This is a genomic window from Inquilinus limosus DSM 16000, assembly GCF_000423185.1.
Classification (GTDB): domain Bacteria; phylum Pseudomonadota; class Alphaproteobacteria; order DSM-16000; family Inquilinaceae; genus Inquilinus; species Inquilinus limosus.
Genome location: NZ_AUHM01000006.1, coordinates 163,125 through 186,937 on the forward strand (window position 1 = coordinate 163,125; position 23,813 = coordinate 186,937).

At 69.0% G+C, this 23,813-nt stretch carries 20 protein-coding genes; 17 read left to right on the forward strand and 3 right to left on the reverse strand.

The window, feature by feature from the left end; translation table 11 throughout:
- Positions 1-8: 8 nt before the first annotated feature.
- Together G537_RS0109940 and G537_RS0109945 are read left to right on the forward strand one after the other, a co-directional pair.
- The gene (locus G537_RS0109940) at positions 9-1,751 is read left to right on the forward strand and encodes an ABC transporter ATP-binding protein (RefSeq protein WP_051248259.1); all 1,743 of its coding nucleotides are present in this window, start codon (positions 9-11) and stop codon (positions 1,749-1,751) included.
- Positions 1,748-2,971 (forward strand): mandelate racemase/muconate lactonizing enzyme family protein, encoded by a 1,224-nt coding sequence (locus G537_RS0109945; protein ID WP_026869994.1) that lies wholly within the window; start codon positions 1,748-1,750, stop codon positions 2,969-2,971. The genes G537_RS0109940 and G537_RS0109945 overlap by 4 nt, the downstream gene beginning before the upstream one ends.
- A 23-nt stretch (positions 2,972-2,994) precedes the next feature.
- Here G537_RS0109945 and G537_RS0109950 read toward each other — a convergent pair whose 3' ends face one another.
- Entirely contained in the window at positions 2,995-3,792 is a 798-nt protein-coding gene (locus G537_RS0109950) for a DeoR/GlpR family DNA-binding transcription regulator (protein WP_026869995.1), read from the reverse strand.
- A gap of 138 nt (positions 3,793-3,930) precedes the next feature.
- Here G537_RS0109950 and G537_RS0109955 point away from each other — a divergent pair, with 138 nt between their 5' ends.
- The 15 genes from G537_RS0109955 (at position 3,931) to G537_RS0110030 (ending at position 20,729) form a co-directional block, all read left to right on the forward strand.
- Positions 3,931-5,247: an ABC transporter substrate-binding protein gene (locus tag G537_RS0109955; protein WP_051248260.1), complete on the forward strand. Its 1,317-nt coding sequence runs from the start codon at positions 3,931-3,933 to the stop codon at positions 5,245-5,247.
- Positions 5,248-5,258: 11 nt separating this feature from the next.
- Entirely contained in the window at positions 5,259-6,188 is a 930-nt protein-coding gene (locus G537_RS0109960) for a carbohydrate ABC transporter permease (protein WP_026869997.1), read from the forward strand.
- A complete protein-coding gene (locus G537_RS0109965) occupies positions 6,185-7,054 on the forward strand; it encodes a carbohydrate ABC transporter permease (RefSeq protein WP_211230346.1) in 870 nt (289 codons plus the stop codon). Before G537_RS0109960 ends, G537_RS0109965 begins: the two co-directional genes overlap by 4 nt.
- Before the next feature lie 466 nt (positions 7,055-7,520).
- The gene (locus G537_RS37250) at positions 7,521-8,759 is read left to right on the forward strand and encodes an ADP-dependent glucokinase/phosphofructokinase (protein WP_051248261.1); all 1,239 of its coding nucleotides are present in this window, start codon (positions 7,521-7,523) and stop codon (positions 8,757-8,759) included.
- Between the two features lie 3 nt (positions 8,760-8,762).
- Positions 8,763-9,764 (forward strand): tagatose 1,6-diphosphate aldolase, encoded by a 1,002-nt coding sequence (locus G537_RS0109975; protein WP_026869999.1) that lies wholly within the window; start codon positions 8,763-8,765, stop codon positions 9,762-9,764.
- Positions 9,765-10,579: 815 nt separating this feature from the next.
- Positions 10,580-11,152 (forward strand): gamma-glutamylcyclotransferase family protein, encoded by a 573-nt coding sequence (locus G537_RS37255; protein WP_051248262.1) that lies wholly within the window; start codon positions 10,580-10,582, stop codon positions 11,150-11,152.
- Between the two features lie 441 nt (positions 11,153-11,593).
- Positions 11,594-12,871 (forward strand): ABC transporter substrate-binding protein, encoded by a 1,278-nt coding sequence (locus G537_RS41990; RefSeq protein WP_081688719.1) that lies wholly within the window; start codon positions 11,594-11,596, stop codon positions 12,869-12,871.
- Positions 12,872-12,895: 24 nt separating this feature from the next.
- Complete coding sequence (locus G537_RS0109995; RefSeq protein ID WP_081688720.1) at positions 12,896-13,807, forward strand: carbohydrate ABC transporter permease; 912 nt, start codon at positions 12,896-12,898, stop codon at positions 13,805-13,807.
- Complete coding sequence (locus tag G537_RS0110000; RefSeq protein ID WP_051248264.1) at positions 13,804-14,667, forward strand: carbohydrate ABC transporter permease; 864 nt, start codon at positions 13,804-13,806, stop codon at positions 14,665-14,667. The genes G537_RS0109995 and G537_RS0110000 overlap by 4 nt, the downstream gene beginning before the upstream one ends.
- A 26-nt stretch (positions 14,668-14,693) precedes the next feature.
- Entirely contained in the window at positions 14,694-15,593 is a 900-nt protein-coding gene (locus tag G537_RS0110005) for a nucleoside hydrolase (protein ID WP_026870003.1), read from the forward strand.
- A 94-nt stretch (positions 15,594-15,687) separates the two neighbouring features.
- Positions 15,688-16,398 (forward strand): transcriptional regulator NanR, encoded by a 711-nt coding sequence (locus tag G537_RS0110010; RefSeq protein ID WP_026870004.1) that lies wholly within the window; start codon positions 15,688-15,690, stop codon positions 16,396-16,398.
- A 53-nt stretch (positions 16,399-16,451) separates the two neighbouring features.
- Complete coding sequence (locus G537_RS0110015) at positions 16,452-17,858, forward strand: adenylate/guanylate cyclase domain-containing protein (protein ID WP_026870005.1); 1,407 nt, start codon at positions 16,452-16,454, stop codon at positions 17,856-17,858.
- A gap of 200 nt (positions 17,859-18,058) precedes the next feature.
- Positions 18,059-18,760, forward strand: coding sequence for a hypothetical protein (locus G537_RS0110020; protein WP_026870006.1), 702 nt, complete (start codon positions 18,059-18,061; stop codon positions 18,758-18,760).
- 199 nt (positions 18,761-18,959) lie between these two features.
- Positions 18,960-19,592 carry a phosphotransferase gene (locus G537_RS0110025; RefSeq protein WP_211230347.1) on the forward strand — a complete coding sequence of 211 codons (633 nt, stop codon included), beginning with the start codon at positions 18,960-18,962 and terminating at the stop codon, positions 19,590-19,592.
- Positions 19,593-19,787: 195 nt separating this feature from the next.
- The gene (locus tag G537_RS0110030; protein WP_026870008.1) at positions 19,788-20,729 is read left to right on the forward strand and encodes a ribose-phosphate diphosphokinase; all 942 of its coding nucleotides are present in this window, start codon (positions 19,788-19,790) and stop codon (positions 20,727-20,729) included.
- 145 nt (positions 20,730-20,874) lie between these two features.
- Here the strand turns inward: G537_RS0110030 and apnL are convergent, their stop codons facing one another.
- A complete protein-coding gene (apnL, locus tag G537_RS0110035) occupies positions 20,875-22,788 on the reverse strand; it encodes a D-apionate lactonase (RefSeq protein ID WP_026870009.1) in 1,914 nt (637 codons plus the stop codon).
- Positions 22,785-23,810 carry a Gfo/Idh/MocA family protein gene (locus G537_RS0110040; protein WP_026870010.1) on the reverse strand — a complete coding sequence of 342 codons (1,026 nt, stop codon included), beginning with the start codon at positions 23,808-23,810 and terminating at the stop codon, positions 22,785-22,787. The genes apnL and G537_RS0110040 overlap by 4 nt, the downstream gene beginning before the upstream one ends.
- Between the last annotated feature and the right edge of the window lie 3 nt (positions 23,811-23,813).

Here is a 23,813-nt window from a genome sequence, read left to right on the forward strand (position 1 = left end):
AGGCCCCGATGTCGACACCCCCGGCCGCCCCCGTGCCGTTCCCCGGCCGCCCGAAGCCCGTCCTGGCGGTGCGCGACCTGGTGACCCAGTTTCCGACGCGGGCCGGGCTGGTGAAGGCGGTCGACGGCGTCTCCTTCACGGTCGAGCGCGGCAAGACCCTCTGCGTCGTCGGCGAGAGCGGCTCGGGCAAGAGCGTGACCGCGCGCTCGATCCTGCAGATCGTCGACGCGCCGGGCCGCATCGTCTCGGGCGAGATGGTGCTCAACCGCCCCGACGGCAGCAGCGTCGACCTGGCCAGGCTGCATCCGCGCGGGCGGTCGATCCGCCGGGTGCGCGGCCGTGAGATCGCGATGATCTTCCAGGAGCCGATGTCCTCGCTGTCGCCGATCCACACGGTCGGCGACCAGATCGCCGAGGTGCTGCGCCTGCATCTCGGCATGGGCAAGGCCGCGGCCCGGGCGCGGACGGTCGAGCTGCTGAAGCAGGTCGAGATCCCGCGGGCCGAACGGGCGATCGACCGCTACACCTTCGAGTTCTCCGGCGGCATGCGCCAGCGCGCCATGATCGCTATGGCCCTGGCCTGCAACCCGCTGCTGCTGATCGCCGACGAGCCGACGACGGCCCTCGACGTCACCACCCAGGCCGAGATCCTCGACCTGATCAAGCGCCTGCAGGCCGAATACGGCATGGGCGTCATGTTCATCACCCACGACATGGGCGTGGTCGCCGAGATCGCCGACGACGTCCTGGTCATGTACCAGGGCAAGGTGATGGAACGCGGCCCGGCCGACCGCATCTTCCACGCGCCGGAGGATCCCTACACCAAGATGCTGATCGGCTCGGTCCTCAAGCTCGAGGACAAGGCCGAGATCCGCCTGAAGCGTCCCGAACTTCCGGCCGACCGTCCGCCGGTCGTCGAGGTCGATGGCCTGAAGATGCATTTCGGCACCGGCAACGCCGCGGTCAAAGCCGTCGACGACGTCTCGCTCGCCGTCAGGGCGGGGGAGACGCTCGGCATCGTCGGCGAGTCCGGCTCCGGCAAGACGACCATGGGGCGCTGCCTGCTGCGCATCCACGACCCGACCGGAGGCGCCATCCGCTACCGCCGCGCCGACGGCTCCGTCGTCGATCTCGCCAGGGCCGACAAGCCGATGCTCGCCGCCTGCCGGCGCGAGATCCGGATGATCTTCCAGGATCCGGTCTCCTCGCTCAACCCGCGGATGACGGTGGCGCAGATCATCGGCGAGCCGCTGCTGGTCAACGGCGTCGCCAAGGGGAAGGAGCTCGACGAGCGCGTTGCCGATCTCATGCGCCAGGTCGGGCTCGACCCCGCCTGGCGCGAGCGCTACCCGCACGCCTTCTCCGGCGGCCAGCGCCAGCGCATCGGCATCGCCCGGGCCATCGCGCTCAACCCCCGCGTCGTCGTCGCCGACGAGGCGACCTCGGCGCTCGACGTCTCGCTGCGGTTCCAGGTGCTGGACCTGCTGCTCCGGCTGCAGGACCAGCTCGGCCTCGCCTACATCTTCATCAGCCACGACATCAGCGTCATCCGCTACATGTGCGACCGCGTCGGCGTGATGTACCGGGGACGGCTGGTCGAGATCGGCGATGCCGAGGAGGTGTGCGAGGCACCGCGCCACGACTACACGCGGGCGCTGATCTCTGCCGTGCCGCGGCCCGATCCGCGCCGCCGCAGCATCCACAACCGCATCCGTTACACCGAACCGGCCGAACGGAGCCTCGCGCAATGAAGATCACCGATATCCGCACCTTCCTGATGCAGGCCGGCCCGCCGGATCCGGCCAAATGGGCGACCGACGGCCGGTTCGACGACGCGGCGACGCAGGGCAAGCCCGGCGGCTTCCGCAACTGGTTGTTCGTCAAGGTCACCACCGATGCCGGCATCGTCGGCATCGGCGAATGCTCCGGCTGGCCGCGGGTGATCGAGACCGCGGTGCAGGACCTGAAGGGCCTGCTGATCGGCGAGGATCCGACGCATATCGAGCGGCTGTGGCAGAAGATGCAGGTCGCGATGATGGGGCACGGCCTGCTCGGCACGGTCGGCGCCGGCGCGATGACCGGCATCGATGTCGCCCTCTGGGACATAAAGGGCAAGGCGCTGGGCGTGCCGGTGTGGAACCTGCTGGGCGGCAAGATGCGCGACCGCGTCCGCATCTACTCCCACGCCAACACGCCGGAGATGGCGCTGGCCGTGAAGGGCCGCGGCATCCGCACCATCAAATGCGGCGGCGTCGCCGACCCGGTGCGCAAGGTCGCGATGCTGCGCGAGGCGGTGGGCGATGAGGTCGACATCGCCATCGACCTGCACGGCCCGCCCTGGCTGACGCCGGCCGACGCGGCGCGGGTGGCACGCGCGCTGGAGCCCTACAACCTGCTGTGGATCGAGGACCCGATCGCGCCCGACAACCTCGACGGCTACAAGCGCATCCGCGACGCCGCCCATGTGCCGCTGGCGGCGGGCGAGCGCATGGCGACGATCTTCGGCGAGCGCGAACTGATCGAGCGCGAGCTGGTCGACGTCATCCAGCCGGACACCGGCCGGGCGGGCGGCCTGACCCAGATGAAGAAGATCGCCGCCATGGCGGAGGCGCACCACATCATGATGGCGCCGCATTCGGGCTCGCTCGGCCCCGTCGCCGAATATGCGGCGCTGCATCTCCTGGCCGCGATCCCGAACGCCCTGATCCTGGAGCGCCTCGACGACGACTGGCCGGGCCGGGCGAAGACCATCGTGCCGCATCCGGTGCAAGAGAACGGCTTCATCGCCGTGCCCGACGCGCCGGGCCTCGGCTGCGACATCGACGAGGACTTCGTCGCGCGCCATCCCAGCGAGCGCAACGTCGCCGTGCCGGTGGCCGAGGTCGACCGGTCCTACGCGCCCGGCACCCACCGCGAGCACGTCTACGTGCAGACGCGGCTCCGGCGGGCGTCCTACTTCACGGCGAGGTGAGGGGCTGCCGGCGCCCGCGCCCTTCAGCCCGCCACCACCACGTCGACCTGGGCGCGTTCCAGCAGCTCGGCGATGTCCTGGGGCGGCGGCTGGTCGGTCACCAGCACATGCGCCCGATCCAGCGGCGCGATATGGGCGAAGGAGGCGTGGCCGAACTTGCTGGCGTCGGCCAGGATAACGGTGCGCCGCGCCGCCGCCATCATCGCCGCGATCAGCCCGGCCTCCTCCAGCAGCGTCGTCGACAGGCCGGCTGATGCCGAAAGGCCGCCGACCCCGAGCACCGCCGTGTCGGCGGTGATGCCGCCGGCGCCGGCGAAGCCCAGCGGCCCGATGGTGACGTGCGATTCCCGCCGGAACTGGCCGCCCAGGACATAGACGTCGCGCACCGCCTGCGCCGGCGCAGCCAGCGGCAGCTCGAGATTGTTGGTGACGATGGTCAGGTCGCGCCGGCCCACGAGCTCGGCCGCGAACAGCCGGGTGGTCGAGCCGCCGTTGACGATCAGCGTCTCGCCGTCGCCGATCAGATTGGCGGCGGCCCGGGCGATGCGCCGTTTCGCGTCGATGTGCACGTTCATGCGCTGGGCATAGGGCACGTCGTGCCCGACCAGCCCGTCGACCGGCACCGCGCCGCCATGGGTCCGGGTCAGCAGGCCGCGCGCCTCCAGGAAGTCGAGGTCGCGCCGGATCGTGTCCGCCGAGACCGCGAACAGGCTCGACAGCTCCGCCACCGTCACCTGGCCCTGGGTCCGGGCCAGGCGCAGCAGCTCGTTGCGCCGCCGCGCGGGCAGGGCCGCATCGGCGGCCTGGTCGACTGAGGTCATGGCTCCTCGCAAAAAACCGCATCGAGTCTAAGACAACTTGCTTGACTCTGCCAGATGCCTGCGGCCCTATACCGGAATAGGCGCACAAACACGCATAAAACAGCGCCAGATTCCCGTTTCCATCAATGGGAGGGAGGAATGACCAAGATCCCTGGCCGGGCGTGTTCCGGCGGTCTGTTCCGGCGTGATCTTCTGAAGCTGTCTGGGGTGGCGCTGGGGGCAGGGGCCGCGGCCCCGATCCTGGGCCGGTCGCGGCCGGCGCGCGCGGCGACCGAGATCACCTTCGCCAGCGCGAAGTTCTTCGGCAAGGAGACGATCGCGCAGCTGGTCGACGCCTACAACGCATCCCAGGACAAGGTCCACGTCACCTATCGCGAGCTGCCGCCGCCCAGCGCATCGACCGAGGTGCATCAGGCGCTGGTGCAGCAGCTGGCCCGCCGCAACGGCGCGCCGGATGTCTTCACCCAGGACATCATCTGGATCGCCGAATTCGCCGCCGCCGGCTGGTCGCTGCCGCTCGACGAGCATATCGATTCCAGCGAGATCGGCGCCTATTTCCCCGGCCTGGTCGCCGGCTGCAAATGGCAGGGCAAGCTGGTGGCGCTGCCCTGGTTCGTCGATTCCGGCATGCTGTACTACCGGCGCGACCTGCTGGAGGCCGCCGGGGCCAAGGTGCCGGAAACCTGGCCCGAGCTGGTCGAGACGGCGAAGAAGATCACCGACGCCGGCCAGGCCAAGCTGGGCTTCCTGTGGCAGGGCAAGCAGGCCGAGGTGCTGGTCTGCGACCTCGTCTCCTTCACCGGCTCGAACGGCGGCGCCATCCTCGACACCGACGGCAGGACCGTGCGCATCGCCGACCCGGCGGCGGTCGAGGCGGTGCAGTTCATGCACGACACCATCGCCACCCATAAGATCAGCCCGCCCGACCTCCTGAGCTGGGACGAGGAGCCGTCGCGCCGGCCCTTCACTGCCGGGCAGGCGGTGTTCCTGCGCAACTGGTCCTATGTCTACGGCATCTCGCAGGACGCGAGCGAATCCAGCGTCGTCGGCAAGGTCGGCGTCGCCCCGCTGCCGCATTTCCCCGGCAAGTCCAGCGCCGCCTCGCTCGGCGGCTACCAGTACGGCGTCAACGCCTCGTCCAAACACAAGGAGGCGGCGCTCGACTTCGTGCGCTGGATGTCCTCGCCCGAGACCCAGCTGCGCTTCGCCCTGCAGCTCGGCCTGGCGCCGACCCGGCAGGCGGTGTTCGATCATCCGGAGCTGGCCAAGGCCCAGCCCTTCATGGCGCAGTTGAAGCCGGTGTTCCTCGGCGCCACGCCGCGGCCGGTGACGCCGAAATACCCGCAGGTCTCGCTGGTGCTGCAGTCCGAAGTCTCGAAGGCGCTGGCCGGCGGCGACGTCAAGGGCGCGCTGGAGACCGCCAAGTCCCGGATCGACGCCATCGTCGGGGTGTGACCGGCATGGCGATGACCGGCTCCATCGCGCATCGCATCGCCGGCCCGGGGCGCTCCCGCCTCGGGCCGGTGCGGATCCCGGCCCTGCTCCTGCTGCTGCCGGCGGCGGGAGCCCTGGCCGCGGTCTCGGTCTATCCGGTCGGGCTCGGCCTCTGGCTGTCCTTCCGCGACACCTCGCTGGCCGCGCCCGACGACGCCTTCCTCGGGCTGCGCAACTACCAGGACTTGATCGCCGACCCGACCTTCTGGAACGCCTGGCTGCACACGGTCGAGTTCACGGTCGCCTCGACCCTGGCCGAGACGCTGCTCGGGCTCGGCATGGCGCTGATCCTCTACGAGTGGTTCATCGGCCGCGGCCTGGTGCGGGCGGCGATGCTGATCCCCTGGGCGATCCCGACCGTCGTCACCTCGAAGATGTTCGGCTGGCTGTTCGACGGCCAGAACGGCATCGTCAACCACCTGCTGCGCGCGACCGGGCTGATCGACCAGAACATCAACTGGTACGGGTCGACCGACACGGCGCTGCTGACCATCATCATCGCCGATGTCTGGAAGACCACGCCCTTCATGGCGCTCCTGCTGCTGGCCGGGCTGCAGACCATCCCGCGCTCGCTGTCCGAGGCGGCGCTGGTCGACGGGGCCGGGCCGTGGGCGACCTTCTGGCGGGTGCGGCTGCCGCTCTTGATGCCGACACTGCTGATCGCGGCGCTGTTCCGGGCGCTCGACGCCTTCCGCATCTTCGACCTGGTCTATGTGCTGACCGGCGGCGGCCCCGCGGATTCGACCGAGACGCTGTCGACCCTGACCTACAAGACCCTCTTCTCGACGCTGCAGTTCGGCTACGGCTCGGCCATGGCCGCGACGATGTTCGCGACCGAGGTGCTGATCGCCGGGGTGTTCGGCGCCGTGCTGATCCGCAAGCTGCGGGAGACCGAGCGATGACGCCGCTTTCCGCCATGCGCGGCCGGCTGCTCGGCCTGCCGGTCTGGGTCTGGCGCGGCGTGCTGCTGCATGCCGGGGCCCTGTTCATCGTCGCCTGGTCGGCCGGCCCGTTCCTGTGGCAGCTTTCGACCTCGCTGCAGGAGGACAAGGCGCTGGTCGCCGAGACGCCGAGCTGGCTGCCGATCCCGGCCACGCTGGTGCATTTCGTCAACATCTTCACGGTCAAGCAGTTCCAGCTCTATCTGCTGAACTCGGTGATCGTGGCCGGGGCGACGACCCTTTTCTGCCTGGTGCTCGGCGCGCTGGCCGCCTTTGCCCTGGCGCGGCTCGACATCAAGGGCCGCTTCGGCATCCTCGGGCTGATCCTGTCGATCTCGATGTTTCCGCAGATCGCGATCGTCGCGCCGCTCTACCTGCTCGCCGCCTCGATGGAGCTGCTCGACACCTACACGGTGCTGGTCGTGGTCTATGTCGCGCTCGGCCTGCCGCTCGTGATCTGGGTGCTGTTCGGCTACTTCCACAGCATCCCGCGCGAGATCGACGACGCGGCGCGGATGGACGGCGCCGGGCCGCTGACCATCCTGTTCCGCGTCACCCTGCCGATGTCGCTGCCCGGGGTGGTGACCACCGGGCTGCTCGGCTTCATCGCCGCGTGGAACGAGTTCATGTTCGCGCTGGCCTTCACCTCCGACATCGCGACGCAGACGGTGCCGGTCGGAATCGCCAACTTCACCAACCTCTACTACGTGCCCTGGGGCGACATCGCCGCCGCCTCGGTGGTGGTGACCGTGCCGCTGGTGCTGCTGGTGCTGGCCTTCCAGCGCCACATCATCGCCGGGCTGACGCAGGGGGCGGTCAAGGAATGATGCCCGCCGCCCGACATATTGATCCGTCATTGCGAGCGCAGCGAAGCAATCCAGGGCCGCTCGTCGAGGCCCCTGGATGGCCCCTTCTGAACGCAAGGAGGCGGCTTCGCCTCCTCGCCATGACGCTTGGGCATCTGCACATCTTCGAAGAGCAGATTCCTTTGCCTCTCCCGCTTGCCGGAGAGGCCGGACATCCGAAGGATGTCCGGGTGAGGGGATCGCGGCCTTGCCGAAAGCACGGGCTTGCGGTGAGCGAGCGCATGATCCGCCCATGTCCTGAAACGCTGGCTCTGCTGTCGCGGCCGGGTCGCCCTCACCCGGTCTCGCTGCGCGAGCCCGACCTCTCCCGCAAGCGGGAGAGGCAATCTGTTCGTATGCCCGCCGTCCGGCGCCGCCCACCAATGTGTAGGTGCCTCAGCGCCATGACGGGGGAAGGACTGAAGAGCCGATCCCGAGGGCCAATGGCATGAGGTGGGACCGCCGTTACCGCGACCTGTCCGCCCGGCTGCCGTGTCTCGCCGCCACGGCCCGGCCGACACTCTGTGGGCTGACCACCTGCGTCGACGCCTATCTGCCGCTGCACCGCGCCTGGCCGGTGCTGGCGGCTGAGCCCGGCACCCCCGCCGCGGCGCTGGCGGCGCAGCTGCTGCGCCGGGCCGCGGAAGGGATCGGCGGCGAGGTCCTGGTCGACTGGCCGGAGGGGCCGGCCTGGATCGACCGGCATCTCCACTCCACCCCCGGCCTCGGCGGCACCGGCGCCCAGGCGGCCCAGGCGCTGGCCCTGCTGGGGGCGCCGGCGCTGCTGGCCCTCGGCGACCGCACGCCGGCGCAGCTCGGCCTGTTGCACCCCGATATCCGCCTGGCCGAAGGCGACCGCATCGTCGCCGCGCGGGAGGCGCGGCCAGGCGGGGTCGGCAAGCCGGCTCATTACATCTTCGAGTTCACCGCCGGCACCCCGGTCGGGCCGGCGATGCCGCGGCGCTCCTCCCGCACCATCGTCCGCTTCGCCGACGAGGGGCTGGACGACGATCCGGATTTTTGGCTCGCCAGCGTTGGCTTGGCGTTGACGGCCGGGGCCGGGATCCTGTCCGGTTTCAACGGCCTGCCGCCGGACGCGGTCGACGCCTCCATCCGATCCGCCGCCGAACTCGCCGATGCCTGGCGAGCGGCGGGGCTCGGGCTGATCCATCACGAGCTCGGCGACTATCCGCATGCGGCGCTGCGCGACCGGGTGGTGGCGGGGCTGACGCCGCACGCCAGCTCCTTCGGCCTCAGCCTGTCGGAGCTGGAGGCGCTTTCGCCCGGCGCCGGCGACCCCGGCGCCAAGGCCCGCGCCCTCGGCGACCGCTTCGGCCTGAACCGGGTCTGCGTCCATGCCGACGGCTGGGCGCTGGCGGCGACCCGCGGCGATCCGCAGGCGGAGCTGGAGGCGCTGATGGCCGGCTGCCTGTTGGCCGCCACCCGCGCCGCCTTCGGCACCCCGACCAATCCGGACGGCATCCCGCCCGGCGCCGTGTTCCCCCCGCTGCCCGTCCCGGTCTGGGACCGCCGCGACGGCTGGACCATGGTCGCCTGCGCCGCCCCCTATCTCGAACGCCCCGCGGCCACGATCGGCCTCGGCGACACTTTCCTGGCCGGCTGCCTGCTCGTGCTCGGCCAGCCGCCCGAAACCCTGTCCACCCTGACATCCGTAGAAGAGGACTGAACGATGGTTTCCCTGCCCGCCGCCCGCGACCCCGGCAAGATCCGCAGCCTGCAGCGCGTCACCTCGGCCGACGGCTTCTTCCTGATCTGCGCGCTCGACCACCTGTCGGATTTCCAGGAGCTGCTGGCGCCGGATCCGGATAAGGTCGACTACGCCATGACGGTCGCGGCGAAGATCGAGCTGGTGCGGGCGCTGTCGCCTGAGGTCAGCGCCTTCCTGCTCGACCCGCGCTACGGCCTGGCCCCGGCGCTGGCGTCGCGCGCCCTGCCGGGGTCGGTCGGGCTGATGGCGAGCATCGAGGACGAGGGCTACAACGGCGCCGCCGCGGCGCGCGAGACCCGGTTCCGCGCCGGCTGGGGCACCCGCAAGATGAAGGCGATGGGTGTCGACACCTGCAAGCTGCTCTGGTTCTACCGGCCGGAGAGCGCGGTGGCCGAGCATCAGCGGCAGGTGGTGCGCGATCTCGCCGCCGAATGCGCCAGCCTGTCGCTGCCGCTGGTGGTGGAGCCGATCTGGTATCCGCTGCCGGGCGAGGATGCGTCGAGCGCCGCCTGGAAGGCGAAGCGGATCGAGGGCATCGTCGCCTCGGCGCATGAGGCGAACGGCTATGGCGTCGACATGCTGAAGGTGGAGTTCCCCGGCGATGTCGGCACCGAGGAGGGGAGGGCCGCCGCCCTCGATGCCTGCCGGCGGCTCGACGGCGGCATCTCGGTGCCCTGGGTGATCCTGTCGGCCGGCGTCGGCTATGCCGATTTCCGCACCCAGGTCGAGATCGCCTGTAAGGCCGGCGCCTCCGGCTTCCTGGCCGGCCGCTCGATCTGGCGCGACGCCGCCTCGACCCATGATCCCGCCAAGAAGGCGGCGGCGCAGAAGGATGCGGCCGGACGGCTGGCGGAGCTCGCATCCATCACCCGCAAGCACGGCCGGCCCTATGTCCCGGCTCTGGAGCCCGCCGCCGTGGCCCAGACCTATCCTGAGTTCTGGTACGCCGGGTGGCAGAACTGACGGCGGCTGCCGGCAGTCGGCCGGTCGTCACCGTTCGCGCAATGGGCGGAGACGGCGCCGTCGGATGATTCGCGGCGCCGTCTTGTTCTGGAAGATCGTGGATCACTTCGCGACGGAAGCCTGACAGGAATCATCCAGCACGGCTGGTACTTTGCGGCGAGTGCTGCTTTTTTGCTGGAGGATTGGCCTCTCCGGTGCCAAGCTGGCGTTATTCTTTGATCGAATTACGATGACGCCATGACCCAGCCTCGGCCTCAGGCCAACGACAATCTCAGCCCCGAAGACCTTTGCGGGTTGAGGATCGACGAGATGAAGCGCCAGCTGGTCGCCAGGATCGCCTGCGCCGCGCGGCGCGCGCAGCCCTTGCCCTCCGAGCCGGCCCGGACATCGGAACGATACGTCTCTCGGCCGGCGACAGGCCTCTAGAGAGAATCAGCCGGGGCGACAGCGAAGTCGCAGGTCACCGGCGGCCAAACCCTGGTGATGTCAACGAAGCGCCCAAGGCACGGGCGCTGCGGACGCCTGTCCGGCGGGGCGCAAGTGCCGCCGCGATTGACGATTCATGGGCATGGATGCGGCTATCGTCCAGTCAAAATCGTCTATCGAGCGAGTTTCTGAAAATATTGAATCGATTTTCTATTTTATTCTCCCAATCATCGAAGGCGAGTTGCAATTCTGAATGAATAGAATCACCTTGCTGCCGGTTTGGTTGGGTCTTTATAGATTTCGAAGGTTCCGTTGATCGGGTCCTCGATGGAAGCTGACTTCAGGACAATCCGAAAGAGGGGTGATTCGCGATGAAGCGAAGAGACTTGATGACCTCCGGGCTCGCCGTGCTCGTGCTGGCTTCGGCGGCACCTGGAGCCGGCGCGGCGGAGTGGTGGGGGAAGAAGCTGCCCGGCCAGCCGCAGAACTTCATCTTCGGCTACGGCTCGCTGATCAACACCGCGTCCCGCAACTCCACCGCCAGCAAGCCGATCGACGCGATCCCGGTGCGGGTTTCGGCCTCCTTCGGCTATGTCCGGGCCTGGGTCGACCGCGCGAAATCCGGTTTCACCGCCCTCGGGCTGCGCAAGCCGAAGGCCGGCGAGCAGGCGATGACGATCAACGGGGTGCTCTACCCGGTCGAAGGCGACGACATGGGCGCCTTCGATGCGCGCGAGGCCGGCTACAAACGCATGGAGGTGCCGCGCGACGCGATAGAGGCGGTGTCCTGGGAGCAGGCGCCCCCCGAGGGCAAGATCTGGGTCTATGTCTCGGTCGGCAAGGACGGCACGCCCGGCGAGGGGTTGGAGCCGCCTTCGGCCGACTATCCGCTGCTGCAGTCCTATGTCGATGGGTCATCGACGGCGCCCTGGAATACGGCCCCGACTACGCCCGCGAGCTGATCGAGACGACCGCGGATTGGAGCCCGTACTGGCTGAACGACCGCGAGCTTCCCCGCCGGCCCTGGGTTTACGACAAGAACTACGCGACCGTGGACAGGCTGCTGGAGGACACGGCGCCGGCGGCGCCGCACCTCAAGGACCGCCTGTTTCCCGAGGTCTACGCCATCCGAAACGTGGCGCCGGCCGCGCAGTGAGGCGGCGCCGGCAGCGCCTTCGCAGCGCACCGGTCTTCCTCTGAGCCGCATCCGAGCCGAAGCCCCGCGGGTTGCCGCCCGCGGGCTTCTCCGTTCTCCGGGGGAGGCATTCGGAATCGATCGGCTGCAATAGAATGGCTGGTTGACTCATCATACCAGCACACCATAATACCGGTAACCAACGGGCGGAGCCGAACCGCCGGACATAGACGACGACCGCAACGTCTTCATCGCCGGGGAGGGCGACATGCAGGCTCTGACGCGTCGATCCATGGTCGCGGGCGCAGCGATGCTGACCGCGGCGTTCGCCGCCGGTCCCGGTTGGGGCCAGGAAGCGCCTTCGAAGCCGGTCACGATTGAGTTCTTCGGGCTCGCCTCGCACAACTGGCCGCTGGTGATCGAACGCTTCCAGGCCGACTACCCGACCGTCACGGTGCACTTAACCAAATTCGGCACCGACGAGCTGAAGCAGGCCCTGCGCGTGGCCGCCGCCTCGGGCAAGTTGCCGGATGCCTGGTGGAACTGGGGCGGGTCGTTGGCCTCGCCCTACAACCGGGCCGGCCACGCGCTGAAGCTGACGCCGGAATTGCTGACCGCTCTCGGGGTCGAGGCCAATGTGACCACGGCGGCGCTCGACATCACCCGCGACGGCGCCGACCTCTACGGCATCCCGAACAAGATCGGGCCTTTCGGCTTCATCTACAAGAAAGCGCTGTTCGACAAATACGGACTGCAGCCGCCGCAGAGCTTCGCCGAGCTGGAGAAGGTGGCGGAGACGTTGAAGGCGAACGGTGTCACGCCGTTCTCGATCGGCGGCAAGTTCAGCTGGATGACGATGCGCTTCTTCGACTTCTTCCTGGAGCATTACGCCGGGGCGGAGGGGCACGACGCGCTGCTGGACATGAGGGAATCCTGGGAGTCCGAGCCGGTCATCCAGTCCTTCGCCAAGCTGAAGGAATGGGCCGACAAGGGCTATTTCCCGGACGGGTTCCTCAATGTCGACCCCGCCACCAACATGCCGCTGCTCTACAACGACCAGGCGGCGATGGTGTTCGACACGCCGAGCCTCGAGCTCAGCCGGATCATGCGCGAGGGCAAGTCGCCGGCCGATTACGGCACCTTCCCGCTGCCGACCGACCGGAGCCCGAAGCGGGTGCCGGGGTCGCCGTCGCAGATCCAGGTCAATGCGAAGTCGCCCGAGGATGTGCGCAAGGCCGCGCTGCTGTTCGCCAGCTATGTCGTGCGGCCGGAGATCGCGCCGGTGACGGCGCAGGCGGTCGGGTTCCCGAGCGCGACCAAGGACATCCTGCCCGCCGAGGACCTGCCGATCCAGCGGCAATGGTCGCAATGGACCCAGGGCGAGATCGGCTTCTACCGGCTGACCGACCAGGGCCTGCCGCAGGATGTCGTCGCCGCCTATTTCGAGGCGCAGGATTCGGTGCTGCTGGACCTGATGACGCCCGAGGAGGCGGCGGCCCAGGTGCAGGAGGCGATTGAGCGCAGCAAGACCCGCGCCAGCAACTGACCCGCACCAGCAGGAGACCGCGGCATGGCAGAGGCCGGCCTGCAGACGAGACGGCTGTCGCGCAAATTCGTGGACGAGGTGGCGGCGCCCTGGCTGTTCCTGGCTCCGGCCGCGCTGATCTTCACGGTCGTGCTGGTCTATCCGATGACCTATTCGACCTGGCTCAGCCTCTTCCGCTGGGACGGCGTCTCGCCGGACAAGACCTGGGCGGGGCTCGGCAACTATGTCGAGCTGTTCACGCGCAACCGGGTGTTCTGGATCGCGCTCAAGAACAACGTGGCCTGGAGCCTGCTGTCGCTCGTCGTCCCGACCGGGATCGGCCTGGCCCTGGCGCTGGCCCTCGACGGGCGGTTCCGGGGCAGCGCCTTCTTCCGCAGCGTCTTCTACTTCCCGGCGATCCTGTCGATGAGCATCGTCGGGCTGATCTGGAGCTGGATGTACCACCCCAGCCTCGGCCTCCTGAACCAGCTGCTCGAGACGCTCGGCCTCACGGGTCTGGAGCGCAACTGGCTGTCCGACCCGAAGATCGCGCTCTACTCCGTCTTCGTCGCCGCCGCCTGGCACAATGCCGGCCTGCCGATGCTGCTGTTCCTGGCCGGGCTGCAGACCATCCCCAAGGAGGTGCTGGACGCCGCCCGCATCGACGGCGCCGGCCGGTTCCAGCGCTTCTGGTACGTGACCTTTCCGCTGCTGCGAGAGACCACCATGGTGGTGGTCGCGATCACCGCGATCAACTCGCTCAAGGTCTACGACATCATCTATGTCATGACCTATGGCGGCCCGGCGAACCGTACCCAGGTGCTGGGCAGCTGGATGTATTTCCTGACCTACAACCACAACGAGGTCGGGCTCGGCACCGCCATCGCCGTCATCCTGTTCCTGCTGACCCTGATCTTCGCCGTGCCCTACACCCGCCATATGGTGCGCAGCCGATGACGGACGCCGCCGTTTCCCTTGCCGGCACGGCAGTCCGGCCCTTCCGCCTGCGCTTCGGGTCCTTCGGCTTCTACGCCGCCCTCGCGATCGGCGGGATCGTCTGGACCGCGCCGCTGATCATCCTCGTCTTCACCGCGCTGAAGAGCGCGGGGGACTTCGCCCAGAACGGCGCCTTCGCCCTGCCGCAGTCGCTGGAGTTCGGCAACTTCGCCAAGGCCTGGGCGATCGGGATCGAGACCTATTTCTGGAACTCGCTGGTGCTGATCGTGCTCAAGGTCCCGGCCGGGGTCTTCATCTGCTCGCTTGCCGCCTTCGCCCTCACCAAGATGAAGATGCGCGGCGGCGGCGTCGTCTTCACCGTGTTCGTGCTCGGCCTGATCGTGCCGATGCAGATGACGCTGGTGCCGCTGACCCTGCTGTACCAGCGGCTGAACCTGATCGACAGCCTGCCCGGTCTGTTCTTCCTCTATCTCGGCTTCGGCCTGCCGCTCGGCATCCTGGTGCTGCGCGGCTTCTTCCGCTCGATCCCGGCGGAGATGATCGAGGCGGCGCGGATCGACGGCTGCTCCTGGTGGGGCGTGTACCGGCGGGTGGTCATGCCGCTCGCCACCCCGGCCGTCGTCTCGCTGCTGATCCTCGACGGCATCGCCACCTGGAACGAGTTCATCCTGGCCCAGATCTTCATCCGCACCGAGGCGCAGCGCACCCTGCCGCTCGGGGTGGTGCAGTTCAGCACCGAATTCTCGACCGCCTACGACCTGCTGGCGGCCGGCCAGCTGATCACGATCGCGCCCCTGCTCCTGCTCTACCTGTTCTTCCAGCGCTACTTCGTCCACGGCATGGCCGGGGCGGTGAAGTGAGCGCGCCAGCGAAAGGGAACCGACAATTGCTGCCCCCGGAAAAGAAGGCCCGCCTGATCCTGAACACCGACGCCAAGAACGAGGCGGACGACCAATACGCCATCGTCCATGCGCTGCTGACGCCGAGCTTCGATTTCCACGGCATCGTCCCGGCGCATTTCGGCGCGCTGAAGTCGAAGACCAGCCTCAAGGACAGCCATGACGAGGTGATCAAGCTGCTGGAGCTGATGGATCTCTCCGGCCGCGTCCGGGTCGCCGACGGCGCCGAAGGTGCCATGCCGGACGAGCGGACGGCGATGCCCTCCGCCGGCGCCCATCTTATCGTCGAGGAGGCGATGAAGGACGATCCGCGGCCGCTCTACGTCGCCTTCCTCGGGCCGCTGACCGACATGGCCGCGGCGCTGCTGATGGAGCCGAAGCTGAACGAGCGCAACGTCGTCGTGGTCTGGATCGGCGGCGGGCCGTGGCCGACGGGCGGCCGGGAATACAACCTGTCCAACGACATCCATGCCGCCAATGTGGTCATGCGCTCGAAGGTCCAGCTCTGGCAGATCCCGATGACCGTCTACCGCATGATGGCGGTCGGCTATGCCGAGCTCTATGAGCGGGTCTACGACAAGGGGCGGATCGGCAAGTACCTGGTCGACCAGCTGGTGGAATGGAACCTGAAGGTCCATCCCGGCCCGATCGAGCACCGATCGCTCGGCGATACGCCCGCCCTCTCGGTGATCCTCAACCCGAACGGCGGGATCTCGGAATGGGTGCCGGCGCCGGAGTTCAGCGACCGGATGCACTACGTCCACACCGGCGCGCATCGGCCGATCAAGCTGTACCACTCGATCGACGGCCGCTGGATCCTCGAGGACTTCTTCGCCAAGCTCGCCCGCTTCGCCCGCGGCGAGCAGGAACTCGCCGACTTCGGCTGACCGCAGTGAAGGCGAGCGGTCCGGGTGGTATAGTGAGCGCACCAAATCGGATCCGGGCCGCGCGGCGCGCGGCTGACGCAGGAGGTCTCATCAGGTGCGGGAATCGGCCGAACCCATCGTCCGCCGGAAGCTGTGGCACGAGGTCTTCGATCGCCTCAGGACCATGATCACCCGCGGCGAGCTGGCGCCGGGCGACGCCATGCCGTCGGAGCGCGACCTGATGGACCGGTTCGGGGTCGGGCGGCCGGCGATCCGCGAGGCGATGCAGGCGCTGGCCAATATGGGGCTGATCACCATCAGCCACGGCGAGCGCGCCCGCGTGCGGCAGCTGACGGCCAAGTCGATCATCCAGCAGGTCGACCTCTCCGCCCAGTTCCTGCTCTCCGCCTCGCCGGACAGCCTCGAGCATCTGAAGCAGGCGCGCCGCTTCTTCGAGCGCGGCATGGTGCGTGAGGCGGCGGAAAAGGCGACGGAAGAGGACGTCGCCCGGCTGGAGGAGACGCTGCGGGACCAGAGCGTCAAGCTCGACGACCCGGCCGCCTTCATCGCCGCCGACATGCGCTTCCACACCCGGATCGCGGCGATCTCCGGCAACCCGATCTTCGAGGCGGTCAGCGAGGCGATGCTGAGCTGGCTGCGCGAATACCACACCGAGATGCTGATCTGGACCGGGAAGGAGAACGTCACCCTGGCCGAGCACCGGGAGATCCTCGACCACATCCGCCGCCACGACCCGGACGCGGCCGAGGCGGCAATGGTCCGCCACCTCGACCGGTCAGCGGTGCTGTACACGCATCACGGGTGAGAGGGCGGCACACTGCTTTGGCCTTTGCGTCGATTTCGGCGTAAAATCGAGGCATGAGCGAAGTTCAGGCCCTGTTCGCGGCCCTTCGGCAAGCTGCCGACGGGGAAGCTGCGGCAGCGGTGGAGCGGCTGGTGCAGGATGGGCCGGACCGTGCGCTCTGCCGCGTCAACGTCTTCGACTTCGCGGCCCAGACCGGGATCGATGTCGAACGCGTCATCGCGGTGTTCCTGCACGCCGCGCGGCTCGGGCTGTTCGAGCTGTCCTGGAACGTGCTCTGCCCCGGCTGCGGCGGCGTCCTCGACGCCGGGGCCACGCTGAAGACCCTGGACCACGACGAATACCACTGCGCTCTCTGCGCCGCGGGCTACGAGCCGACGCTCGACGAGATGGTGGAGGTGGCCTTCACCGTCAGCCCTCGGGTGCGCCGGATCGGCGCGCACGACCCCGACACGCTGCCGCCGGTGGAGTATTGCCGCCAGGTGTTCTGGGGATCCGGCGTCGATCTGCCGCCGAATTTCGAGCAGCTGGTCGAGGACATCACGCTCGACTTCGTCGAGCTGCCGGCCGGCGAGAAGGCGATCCTGTCGCTGCAGCTCCCGGCGGAGTTCCTCATCGTCTTCGATCCCGTGAGCCATGCGACGCAGTTCCTCGACGTGAAGGGCGAGCCCACGCGCGACCGCCAGACGCTCTCCTTCATCATCGATCCGGTGCACCGGCCGAACGAGACCATCCCGCTGCGGCCCGGGCCGCTGCGCCTCTCCGTCGAGAACCGCACCAATCGCCGGGTGCTGGCCGGGGTCTGGATCGCCGGGCACGCCCTGCACGAGTTGCTCGGCCGGCGCAAGCCGTTCCTGACGGCCAAGCGCCTCCTCACGAACCAGACGTTCCGCGACATCTACCGGACCGACACGCTGGACGTCGACCAGCGGCTCAAGATCACGAGCATGACCTTCCTGTTCACCGATCTCAAAGGGTCGACGGCGCTCTACGAGCGCGTCGGCGACCTGGCTGCGTTCGACCTGGTGCGCGCGCATTTCCGCGTGCTGCACGAGATCGTCGCGGCCGAGGCCGGCGCCGTGGTCAAGACCATCGGCGACGCCGTAATGGCCACCTTCCCGACCCCCGATCGGGCCGTGGCTGCCGCGCTGCGCATGCGCGACGCCATGGGTCGGCTCAATGACGCACACGCAGGCGAGGATCTGGTGCTCAAGATCGGCATCCATGAAGGGCCGTGCCTCGCGGTCACGCTCAACGAGCGGCAGGACTATTTCGGCCAGACCGTCAACATCGCCGCCCGCGTGCAGACTTTGGTGAATTCCCGCGCCATCTTCGTGACGGAGCCGGTGGTGAGGGATTCCGACACCGCAAAGCTGCTGCGGACCAGCGGGATCGAGCCGGTCGCGCAACGCCACACGCTGCGCGGCATCGAGAACGAGGTGACGCTTTACGAGATCCCCTGATTCCGGTTCCTGGCTTGGGTTCCACGGCACGCGAACCCACCCCGCCCCCCGGTGTGCCATGGCCATGGAACTGGCAAGGGCACGGGCCGTTTCCAACCAGAGGTTGACGATCCGCCTCGGAGCGTAGGGCACCCGCATTCTGCTGCCATGCAGCACGCTGCAGCAGAGCGATGACAGATCGGCGCGCCAAGGAGGCTGTCATGCCGGAGCCGGGACAAGGAGAGACCGGGCAGCGCATGCTGCAGTTCATGACGACCGAGCACTTCGCGCTGCAGACTGCCCGGGCAGCCACGATCCAGGAGGCGAACCAGCGCGCCAACCTGTTCCTGACATCGGTCTCGAGCGCGACGATCGCCCTCGCTTTCGTGGCGCAGGTCACGCAGATGGGCCAGCCATTCGTCTTGTTCAGCCTGATCCTGCTGCCCTGTCTCTATTTCATCGGCATCGTCACCTTCGTGCGGGCGGTCCAGGTCGCGATCGAAGACATGGTGCACGCGCGCGGCATCGCGCGGATCCGCCACTATTACGTCGAGATCGCGCCATTGATGGAAACGTATCTGATCCATTCCACGCATGATGACGACCAGGCGGTCCTGACCGACAAGTCCCTCGAGCCCTCGCGCTGGCAATCATTCATGAGCACGGCCGGCTTGGTGAGCGTCATCGCCGGCGCCATCGCCGGCGTCTTCACAGGGGTGGTCGTGAAGGCGGTCGCCGGCTCGACCGCCACTGCCCCCGTGGTTCTGGGCATCACGATCTTCGCGGTAAACGTCGCCCTCCTGCGACGTTATCACGTTCGGGCCTGGACGACCGCCGAGCAGCGACTGATGGTGCTGTTTCCGAGCACGCCCGACCGACATCATGAGGCCGAGGCGCAGACCCGTACCGGCGACCGACACTGATGCTGCGCCCTAGGACCAGCGCGGCGGCCATTGCTCGCCCATGACCGAAGACACCGAGGCAACACCGCTCACCGGCGGCGAGAGAACCGCCGTCGTCCGACGCGGCGGGTTGATCATCCGGGACGCAGGCCCGTGGAGCCGCTCGGTCCACTCCCTGCTGCGCCATCTCCATGAGGTGGGGTTCACGGGGGCACCCCGCGTGGTGGGAGACGGCTTCGACGAGCAGGGCCGGGAGACCCTGAGCTACCTCGAAGGCGACATCATCAACCCGGCGCCCTGGTCGGACGACGCCATCCACGAGCTCGGCCGCCTGATCCGGCGACTGCATGACGCGACGGCATCGTTCGATCCGCCGCAGGATGCGGTCTGGCGCCCCTGGTTCGGCCGCGAGGTCGGCTCGCCCGACATCATCGGGCATTGCGATGCCGCGCCCTGGAACATCGTCTCACGGAACGGCATGCCCGTCGCGCTGATCGACTGGGAGGCGGCAGGCCCTGTCGACCGGCTGACCGAGATCGCGATGGCCGCCTGGAACAACGCCCAGCTCTATGACGACGATGTCGCCGAGATGAACGGCCTGCCGGAGGCCGCGCGCCGGATGCGGCAGGTGCGCCACTTCACGGACGGCTACGGCCTGCCGGCGTGGGACCGGCATCGGCTCGGCGACAGGATCATCGAATTCGCCGCCCGGAGCGCCGCGAACGAGGCGATCGAACAGCGGATCACGCCCGAGACCGAGCATGCGCCGCGCGTCTGGGGCATCGCCTGGCAGACGCGCAGCGTCGCCTGGCTGTTCCGCAACCGCGATGCCCTCGAGGCCGCCCTGAGGTGAAGAAAGATCGCGATGAGGGGTGTCCAGGTCGGCCGGTCGACAAGATCTGATGGATAGCGTCATGAGCCGCTCGGAGCCTGCGCTTTTCCAGCATCGCCGATGCGCGTCCGGAGGCAAGGTCCGGCCGTGGACAAGGCCATTCGCCGCCTCTAGCTTGGCGCCGCTCCGAAGACCCGGGCGTCCAGGGGGGGACCAATGGCGGATCTAGCTGTCTTCTCCGGAACCGCGCATCCCGGCCTGGCGGCGGAGATCTGCGCCGCGCTGGGCGTTCCGCTCCTGCCGTCCAGGGTGCAGCGCTTCGCCAATGATTGCCTCCAGGTCCAGCTGCAGGCGAATTGCCGCGAACGCGACGTCTTCCTGGTCCAGCCGCTCAATCCTCCGGTGCAGGAGCATCTGGTCGAGCTGCTCCTGATGATCAACGCGGCCCGGGGCGCTTCGGCCTCGCGGATCACCGTGGTCATGCCGCACTACGCCTATGCCCGATCGGACAAGAAGGACGCGCCGCGCATCTCGATCGGCGGCCGGCTGGTGGCGGATCTGCTGACCGCGGCGGGGGCCGACCGGGTCCTCACGGTCGCCCTGCACTCGCCCCAGGTCCATGGCTTCTTCAGCGTGCCGGTGGACCATCTCCACGCCCTTGGCGAGCTCGCCGGCCATTTCCGCCGTTACGACCTCTCCAACGCCGTCGTGGTTTCGCCAGACCTCGGCTATGCGAAGGAGGCCTCCGCCTTCGCGCGCCTGCTGGGCGCCGGCGTCGCCATGGGCGCCAAGCAGCGCTACGAGAACGACCGCGTCGAGATCAGCACAGTCATCGGCGAAGTGCGCGGCAAGGACGTCATCGTCATCGACGACGAGATCGCCAAGGGCAGCACGGTGCTGGAGCTGCTGGGCCATCTCCGCCGCCAGGGCGCGCGGTCGATCCGCGTGGCCTGCACGCACGGCCTCTTCTGCGGCGGCGCGCTGGAACGGCTGGGCGGCCAGGACGACGTGCTGGAGGTCGTCTGCACCAACACCATTCCGGTGGACCGCGCCGAGCGCCATCCCAAGCTCGTCGTCCTCTCCATCGCACCCGCCCTGGCCGAGGCGATGCGCCGGATCCATGCGGGCGAGTCCGTAAGCGAGCTGTTCCACGCCTAGCCCCTCGGCATCGATCCGCTGAGCCGCGCGCTCACCAAAGCCGCTATTGCGAGCCCGGAAGGGGCGTGGCGATCCCAGTGGTCCCGGCCCCTGGATCGCCACGGCGCTGCGCGCCTCGCGATGACGGTGAGGGGAGGCTGCGTCTCTAGCGGCCGTCCAGCCGCGCAACCGCATAGGGCCGGAGCAGGACGACGCCATCCGCAGGGGCGGCGCGGTCCGGCGGGGCATCGGGGCGCCAGGCCTCCGGCGTGGTCTCGTCCAGAACCATCATCCGCCAGGGACCGTCCGGCGCCCGGACCCGCAGCGGCCGGCCGGTCAGGTTGGCGAGGAGCAGGGCGGTGCCCTCGAGCAACCGGGCGGCGAGGGCGGCGACCTGCTGATCGTCCTCCACGCCGCAAGTGATCTGTCGTTGGCCTGCGATCCCGGCGAGCATGCGGGCGGCATGGAAGGCGGGGACCACCGTCCCGTCGCCCCGGATCAGCCCGAACGGGCCGGTCGGGGCGCCGACCGTCAACGCCTCCAGCCCGGCGCCGGCCGCGCGGGCGGCGTAGCCGATCATCCAGGCCGCGGCGAACAGGCCGGCCTGGCGCGGGTCCTCCGCCGCCATCGGGATGCGGCGCCGCTCCGGGTTCGGCATGGTGCGCGAGCCGTAGGGATTCTGCCGCATGCCGATGGTCGACGGGCCGATCCGGTATGGCTTGTCCGGCCCGATGATGGCGCGGGCGGAGCGGGTGATGAAAGGCAGCGCCTCCAGCGACTGCATGACGCTGCGGTCGTCCGCGGCATGGACGATCGGGCAGGTGCAGTGGCTGACGAAGTCGAGCCGATCGGCCGGCGGGCGCTTGCGGTTCAGCTCGGTGAAATAGCTGAACATGCCGCCGCCGAGGCGCAGGCCCGGAAAGGCCCGGCGGGCCGCGGCATAGACGTCTTCGAGCGGCGGGCAGTCGGGCCAGGCGCTGCCGGGCGGCGTCGACCGCCGGTCGACCGAAGGGCTCACGGCCACGGCGTCGAGCCGCAGCCCCGCCTCCCGCATCAGCGCCGCCACCGCCGAGAGTTCGCGGTCGAGGTCGACTTCGCACGGAACCACGCATTCCAGCACGGTCTCGGCCGGGCAGTGCCGCGCGATCTCGGCGAAGCCGGCCAGGGCCTCGCGGCCATGGCCCGCGGTCGGGTCGAAATGGCAGAGCAGGGTCTGCGGCGCGATCCGGCGCAGGGCGCTGACGGCGGCCAGCGTCGCCGGCGTCTCTTCGGGCGCGAGGACGAGGCCGAGCCTCGGCAGGATGCCCGCCGGTTCGCCGAACCGGATCGCGATCGCCTCGTCTCCAGCCGAAGATGCCGGCCTGGCCTCGGGTGAGGCCTCGATCCGCAACGTCACGGTCTGGCGCTGCGGTACCCCGGCCGGCAGGACATAGGGCCAGGGCAGGGCGAGGGGGCGGATATAGGTCTTGTAGGAGGCGTCGGACCAGTTGCGCTGGTCCTCCATCTCGAAGGTGTCGCCCTCCATCCGGCAGGTCGCCCGGATCCCCGGCGCCACCCGGTGGGTGATCGCCCGCATGTCCTTGAAGGGCTGGTACGGGTCGATCAGGTCGGGCAGGACGGAATGCTCGATGGAGCCGTCGACATGCTCGACCTCGACCGGGCTGCCGGCCAGGCCCGTGATCGGGTGCAGGACGGCAAAGCCTGAACGGTTGGTCAGGAAATCCGTCTCCGGCACCGCGGTGACGTCGAAGATCAGGACCCCGTCCGCCCGGCCGGCGATCGAGGCGTCGTAGACCAGGCGCTCGCCGCCGGGACCCTCGCACCGGGCGCGATAGGTGACCGCGAAGCCCTCCGACGTCTCGGCGAAGGTCAGCTCCGTGATCGCGGGGGTATAGGTGCCCCAGTCCTTGTCGCGTACGACATAGGCGACGGCGCGCAGCACCTCGTGCCCGTCCCAGCGGATGGCGCGGAGATTGCCGTCGACCAGCTCCGCGCTCAGCCGGCCGACGGTCAGCAGCCGCGGCTCCGGCACCGGCTCGTCGGTCCCGTATCGGGCGAGGAGGGCGGCACGGCCGGTCATGCCAGATCCGCGGGGTCGATGGCCTGTCCGGTTCCGGCGCTGCGATAGGCGGCCTCGACCAGGGCGAGGGTCTTCAGGTTGTCGCGGCCGGAGGTCGCGGGCTCTCGGCCGGCGCGCAGGCAGTCGACCCAGTGCTGCTGGATCGCCGCCACGCTCTCCTGGATGTTGTGCCAGGGGCGGCTGGCCCAGGGCAGCAGCCTGGGCGAGACATCGAGCGTCTCGCTGCCGTCGCGGCCGGTCACCGCCATGCGGTAGCCCTGGCCCAGGCGGATGGTGCCGTCGCTGCCGTCGACCTCGACCAGCGTCTCTGGGAAGGGCTCGGCCGCCAGCCGCGTGGCGTAGGAGCAGTCGACGACGGAGGTGATGCCGCTCTCATGGTCCAGCAGCATCGTCGCGACATCCTCGCCGCGGATTGCCGGGTTGACCCGCCTGGTCCGGGCGGTCAGCCGCGTCGCGTCGCCGAACAGGAAGCGGGCGATGTCGAGGCTGTGGATGCCGAGGTCCTCGATGATGAAGCGCTCGCCGGTGGCGAGGTAGGGCTGGCCGGAGAAGACGTCATAGGCCGAGCGGAACGACACGCGGCCCCAGAACACCTCGCCGATCCGGCCGGACTCGATCGCCCGGCGCACCGCCTGGATCGGCGACTGCCAGCGGAAGTTCTCATGCACCATCAGCGGTACGCCGGCGGCCGCGCAGGCCGCGATCATGGCGCGGGCATCGTCCAGAGTGGCGGCGAAGGGCTTCTGGCAGATCACCGGCACCCGGTGCCGGGCGGCGAGCTCGACCAGCGGCCGGTGGCTCGGCACCGTGGTGGCGATGTCGACGAAGTCGGGCGTCTCGCGCGCCAGCATCTCCTCGGCATCGGCATAAAGGCGGCCGATGCCGAAGTCGTGGCCCGCCTTCTCCAGCCGGCCCGGATCGCGGTCGCACAGCGCCGTGATCTCCGCGCCTTCCACATCGCGCCAGGCGTGCAGCTGGTTCACCGCGAAGAAGCCGCAGCCGATCAGGGCCCCGCGCAGCATCGC

Bases quoted from the DNA above. Each gene is read 5' to 3' on its own strand.
- G537_RS37250 (WP_051248261.1), top strand. From the start codon at position 7,521: ATGAGGTGGGACCGCCGTTACCGCGACCTGTCCGCCCGGCTGCCGTGT.
- G537_RS0109965 (WP_211230346.1), top strand. From the start codon at position 6,185: ATGACGCCGCTTTCCGCCATGCGCGGCCGGCTGCTCGGCCTGCCGGTC.
- G537_RS0109945 (WP_026869994.1), top strand. From the start codon at position 1,748: ATGAAGATCACCGATATCCGCACCTTCCTGATGCAGGCCGGCCCGCCG.
- G537_RS0109960 (WP_026869997.1), top strand. From the start codon at position 5,259: ATGACCGGCTCCATCGCGCATCGCATCGCCGGCCCGGGGCGCTCCCGC.
- G537_RS37255 (WP_051248262.1), top strand. From the start codon at position 10,580: ATGACCTCCGGGCTCGCCGTGCTCGTGCTGGCTTCGGCGGCACCTGGA.
- G537_RS0110040 (WP_026870010.1), bottom strand. From the start codon at position 23,810: ATGCTGCGCGGGGCCCTGATCGGCTGCGGCTTCTTCGCGGTGAACCAG.
- G537_RS0109995 (WP_081688720.1), top strand. From the start codon at position 12,896: ATGGCAGAGGCCGGCCTGCAGACGAGACGGCTGTCGCGCAAATTCGTG.
- G537_RS0109950 (WP_026869995.1), bottom strand. From the start codon at position 3,792: ATGACCTCAGTCGACCAGGCCGCCGATGCGGCCCTGCCCGCGCGGCGG.
- G537_RS0110000 (WP_051248264.1), top strand. From the start codon at position 13,804: ATGACGGACGCCGCCGTTTCCCTTGCCGGCACGGCAGTCCGGCCCTTC.
- G537_RS0109975 (WP_026869999.1), top strand. From the start codon at position 8,763: ATGGTTTCCCTGCCCGCCGCCCGCGACCCCGGCAAGATCCGCAGCCTG.
- G537_RS0110020 (WP_026870006.1), top strand. From the start codon at position 18,059: ATGCCGGAGCCGGGACAAGGAGAGACCGGGCAGCGCATGCTGCAGTTC.
- G537_RS0109955 (WP_051248260.1), top strand. From the start codon at position 3,931: ATGACCAAGATCCCTGGCCGGGCGTGTTCCGGCGGTCTGTTCCGGCGT.
- G537_RS0110015 (WP_026870005.1), top strand. From the start codon at position 16,452: ATGAGCGAAGTTCAGGCCCTGTTCGCGGCCCTTCGGCAAGCTGCCGAC.
- G537_RS0109940 (WP_051248259.1), top strand. From the start codon at position 9: ATGTCGACACCCCCGGCCGCCCCCGTGCCGTTCCCCGGCCGCCCGAAG.
- apnL (WP_026870009.1), bottom strand. From the start codon at position 22,788: ATGACCGGCCGTGCCGCCCTCCTCGCCCGATACGGGACCGACGAGCCG.
- G537_RS0110030 (WP_026870008.1), top strand. From the start codon at position 19,788: ATGGCGGATCTAGCTGTCTTCTCCGGAACCGCGCATCCCGGCCTGGCG.
- G537_RS41990 (WP_081688719.1), top strand. From the start codon at position 11,594: ATGCAGGCTCTGACGCGTCGATCCATGGTCGCGGGCGCAGCGATGCTG.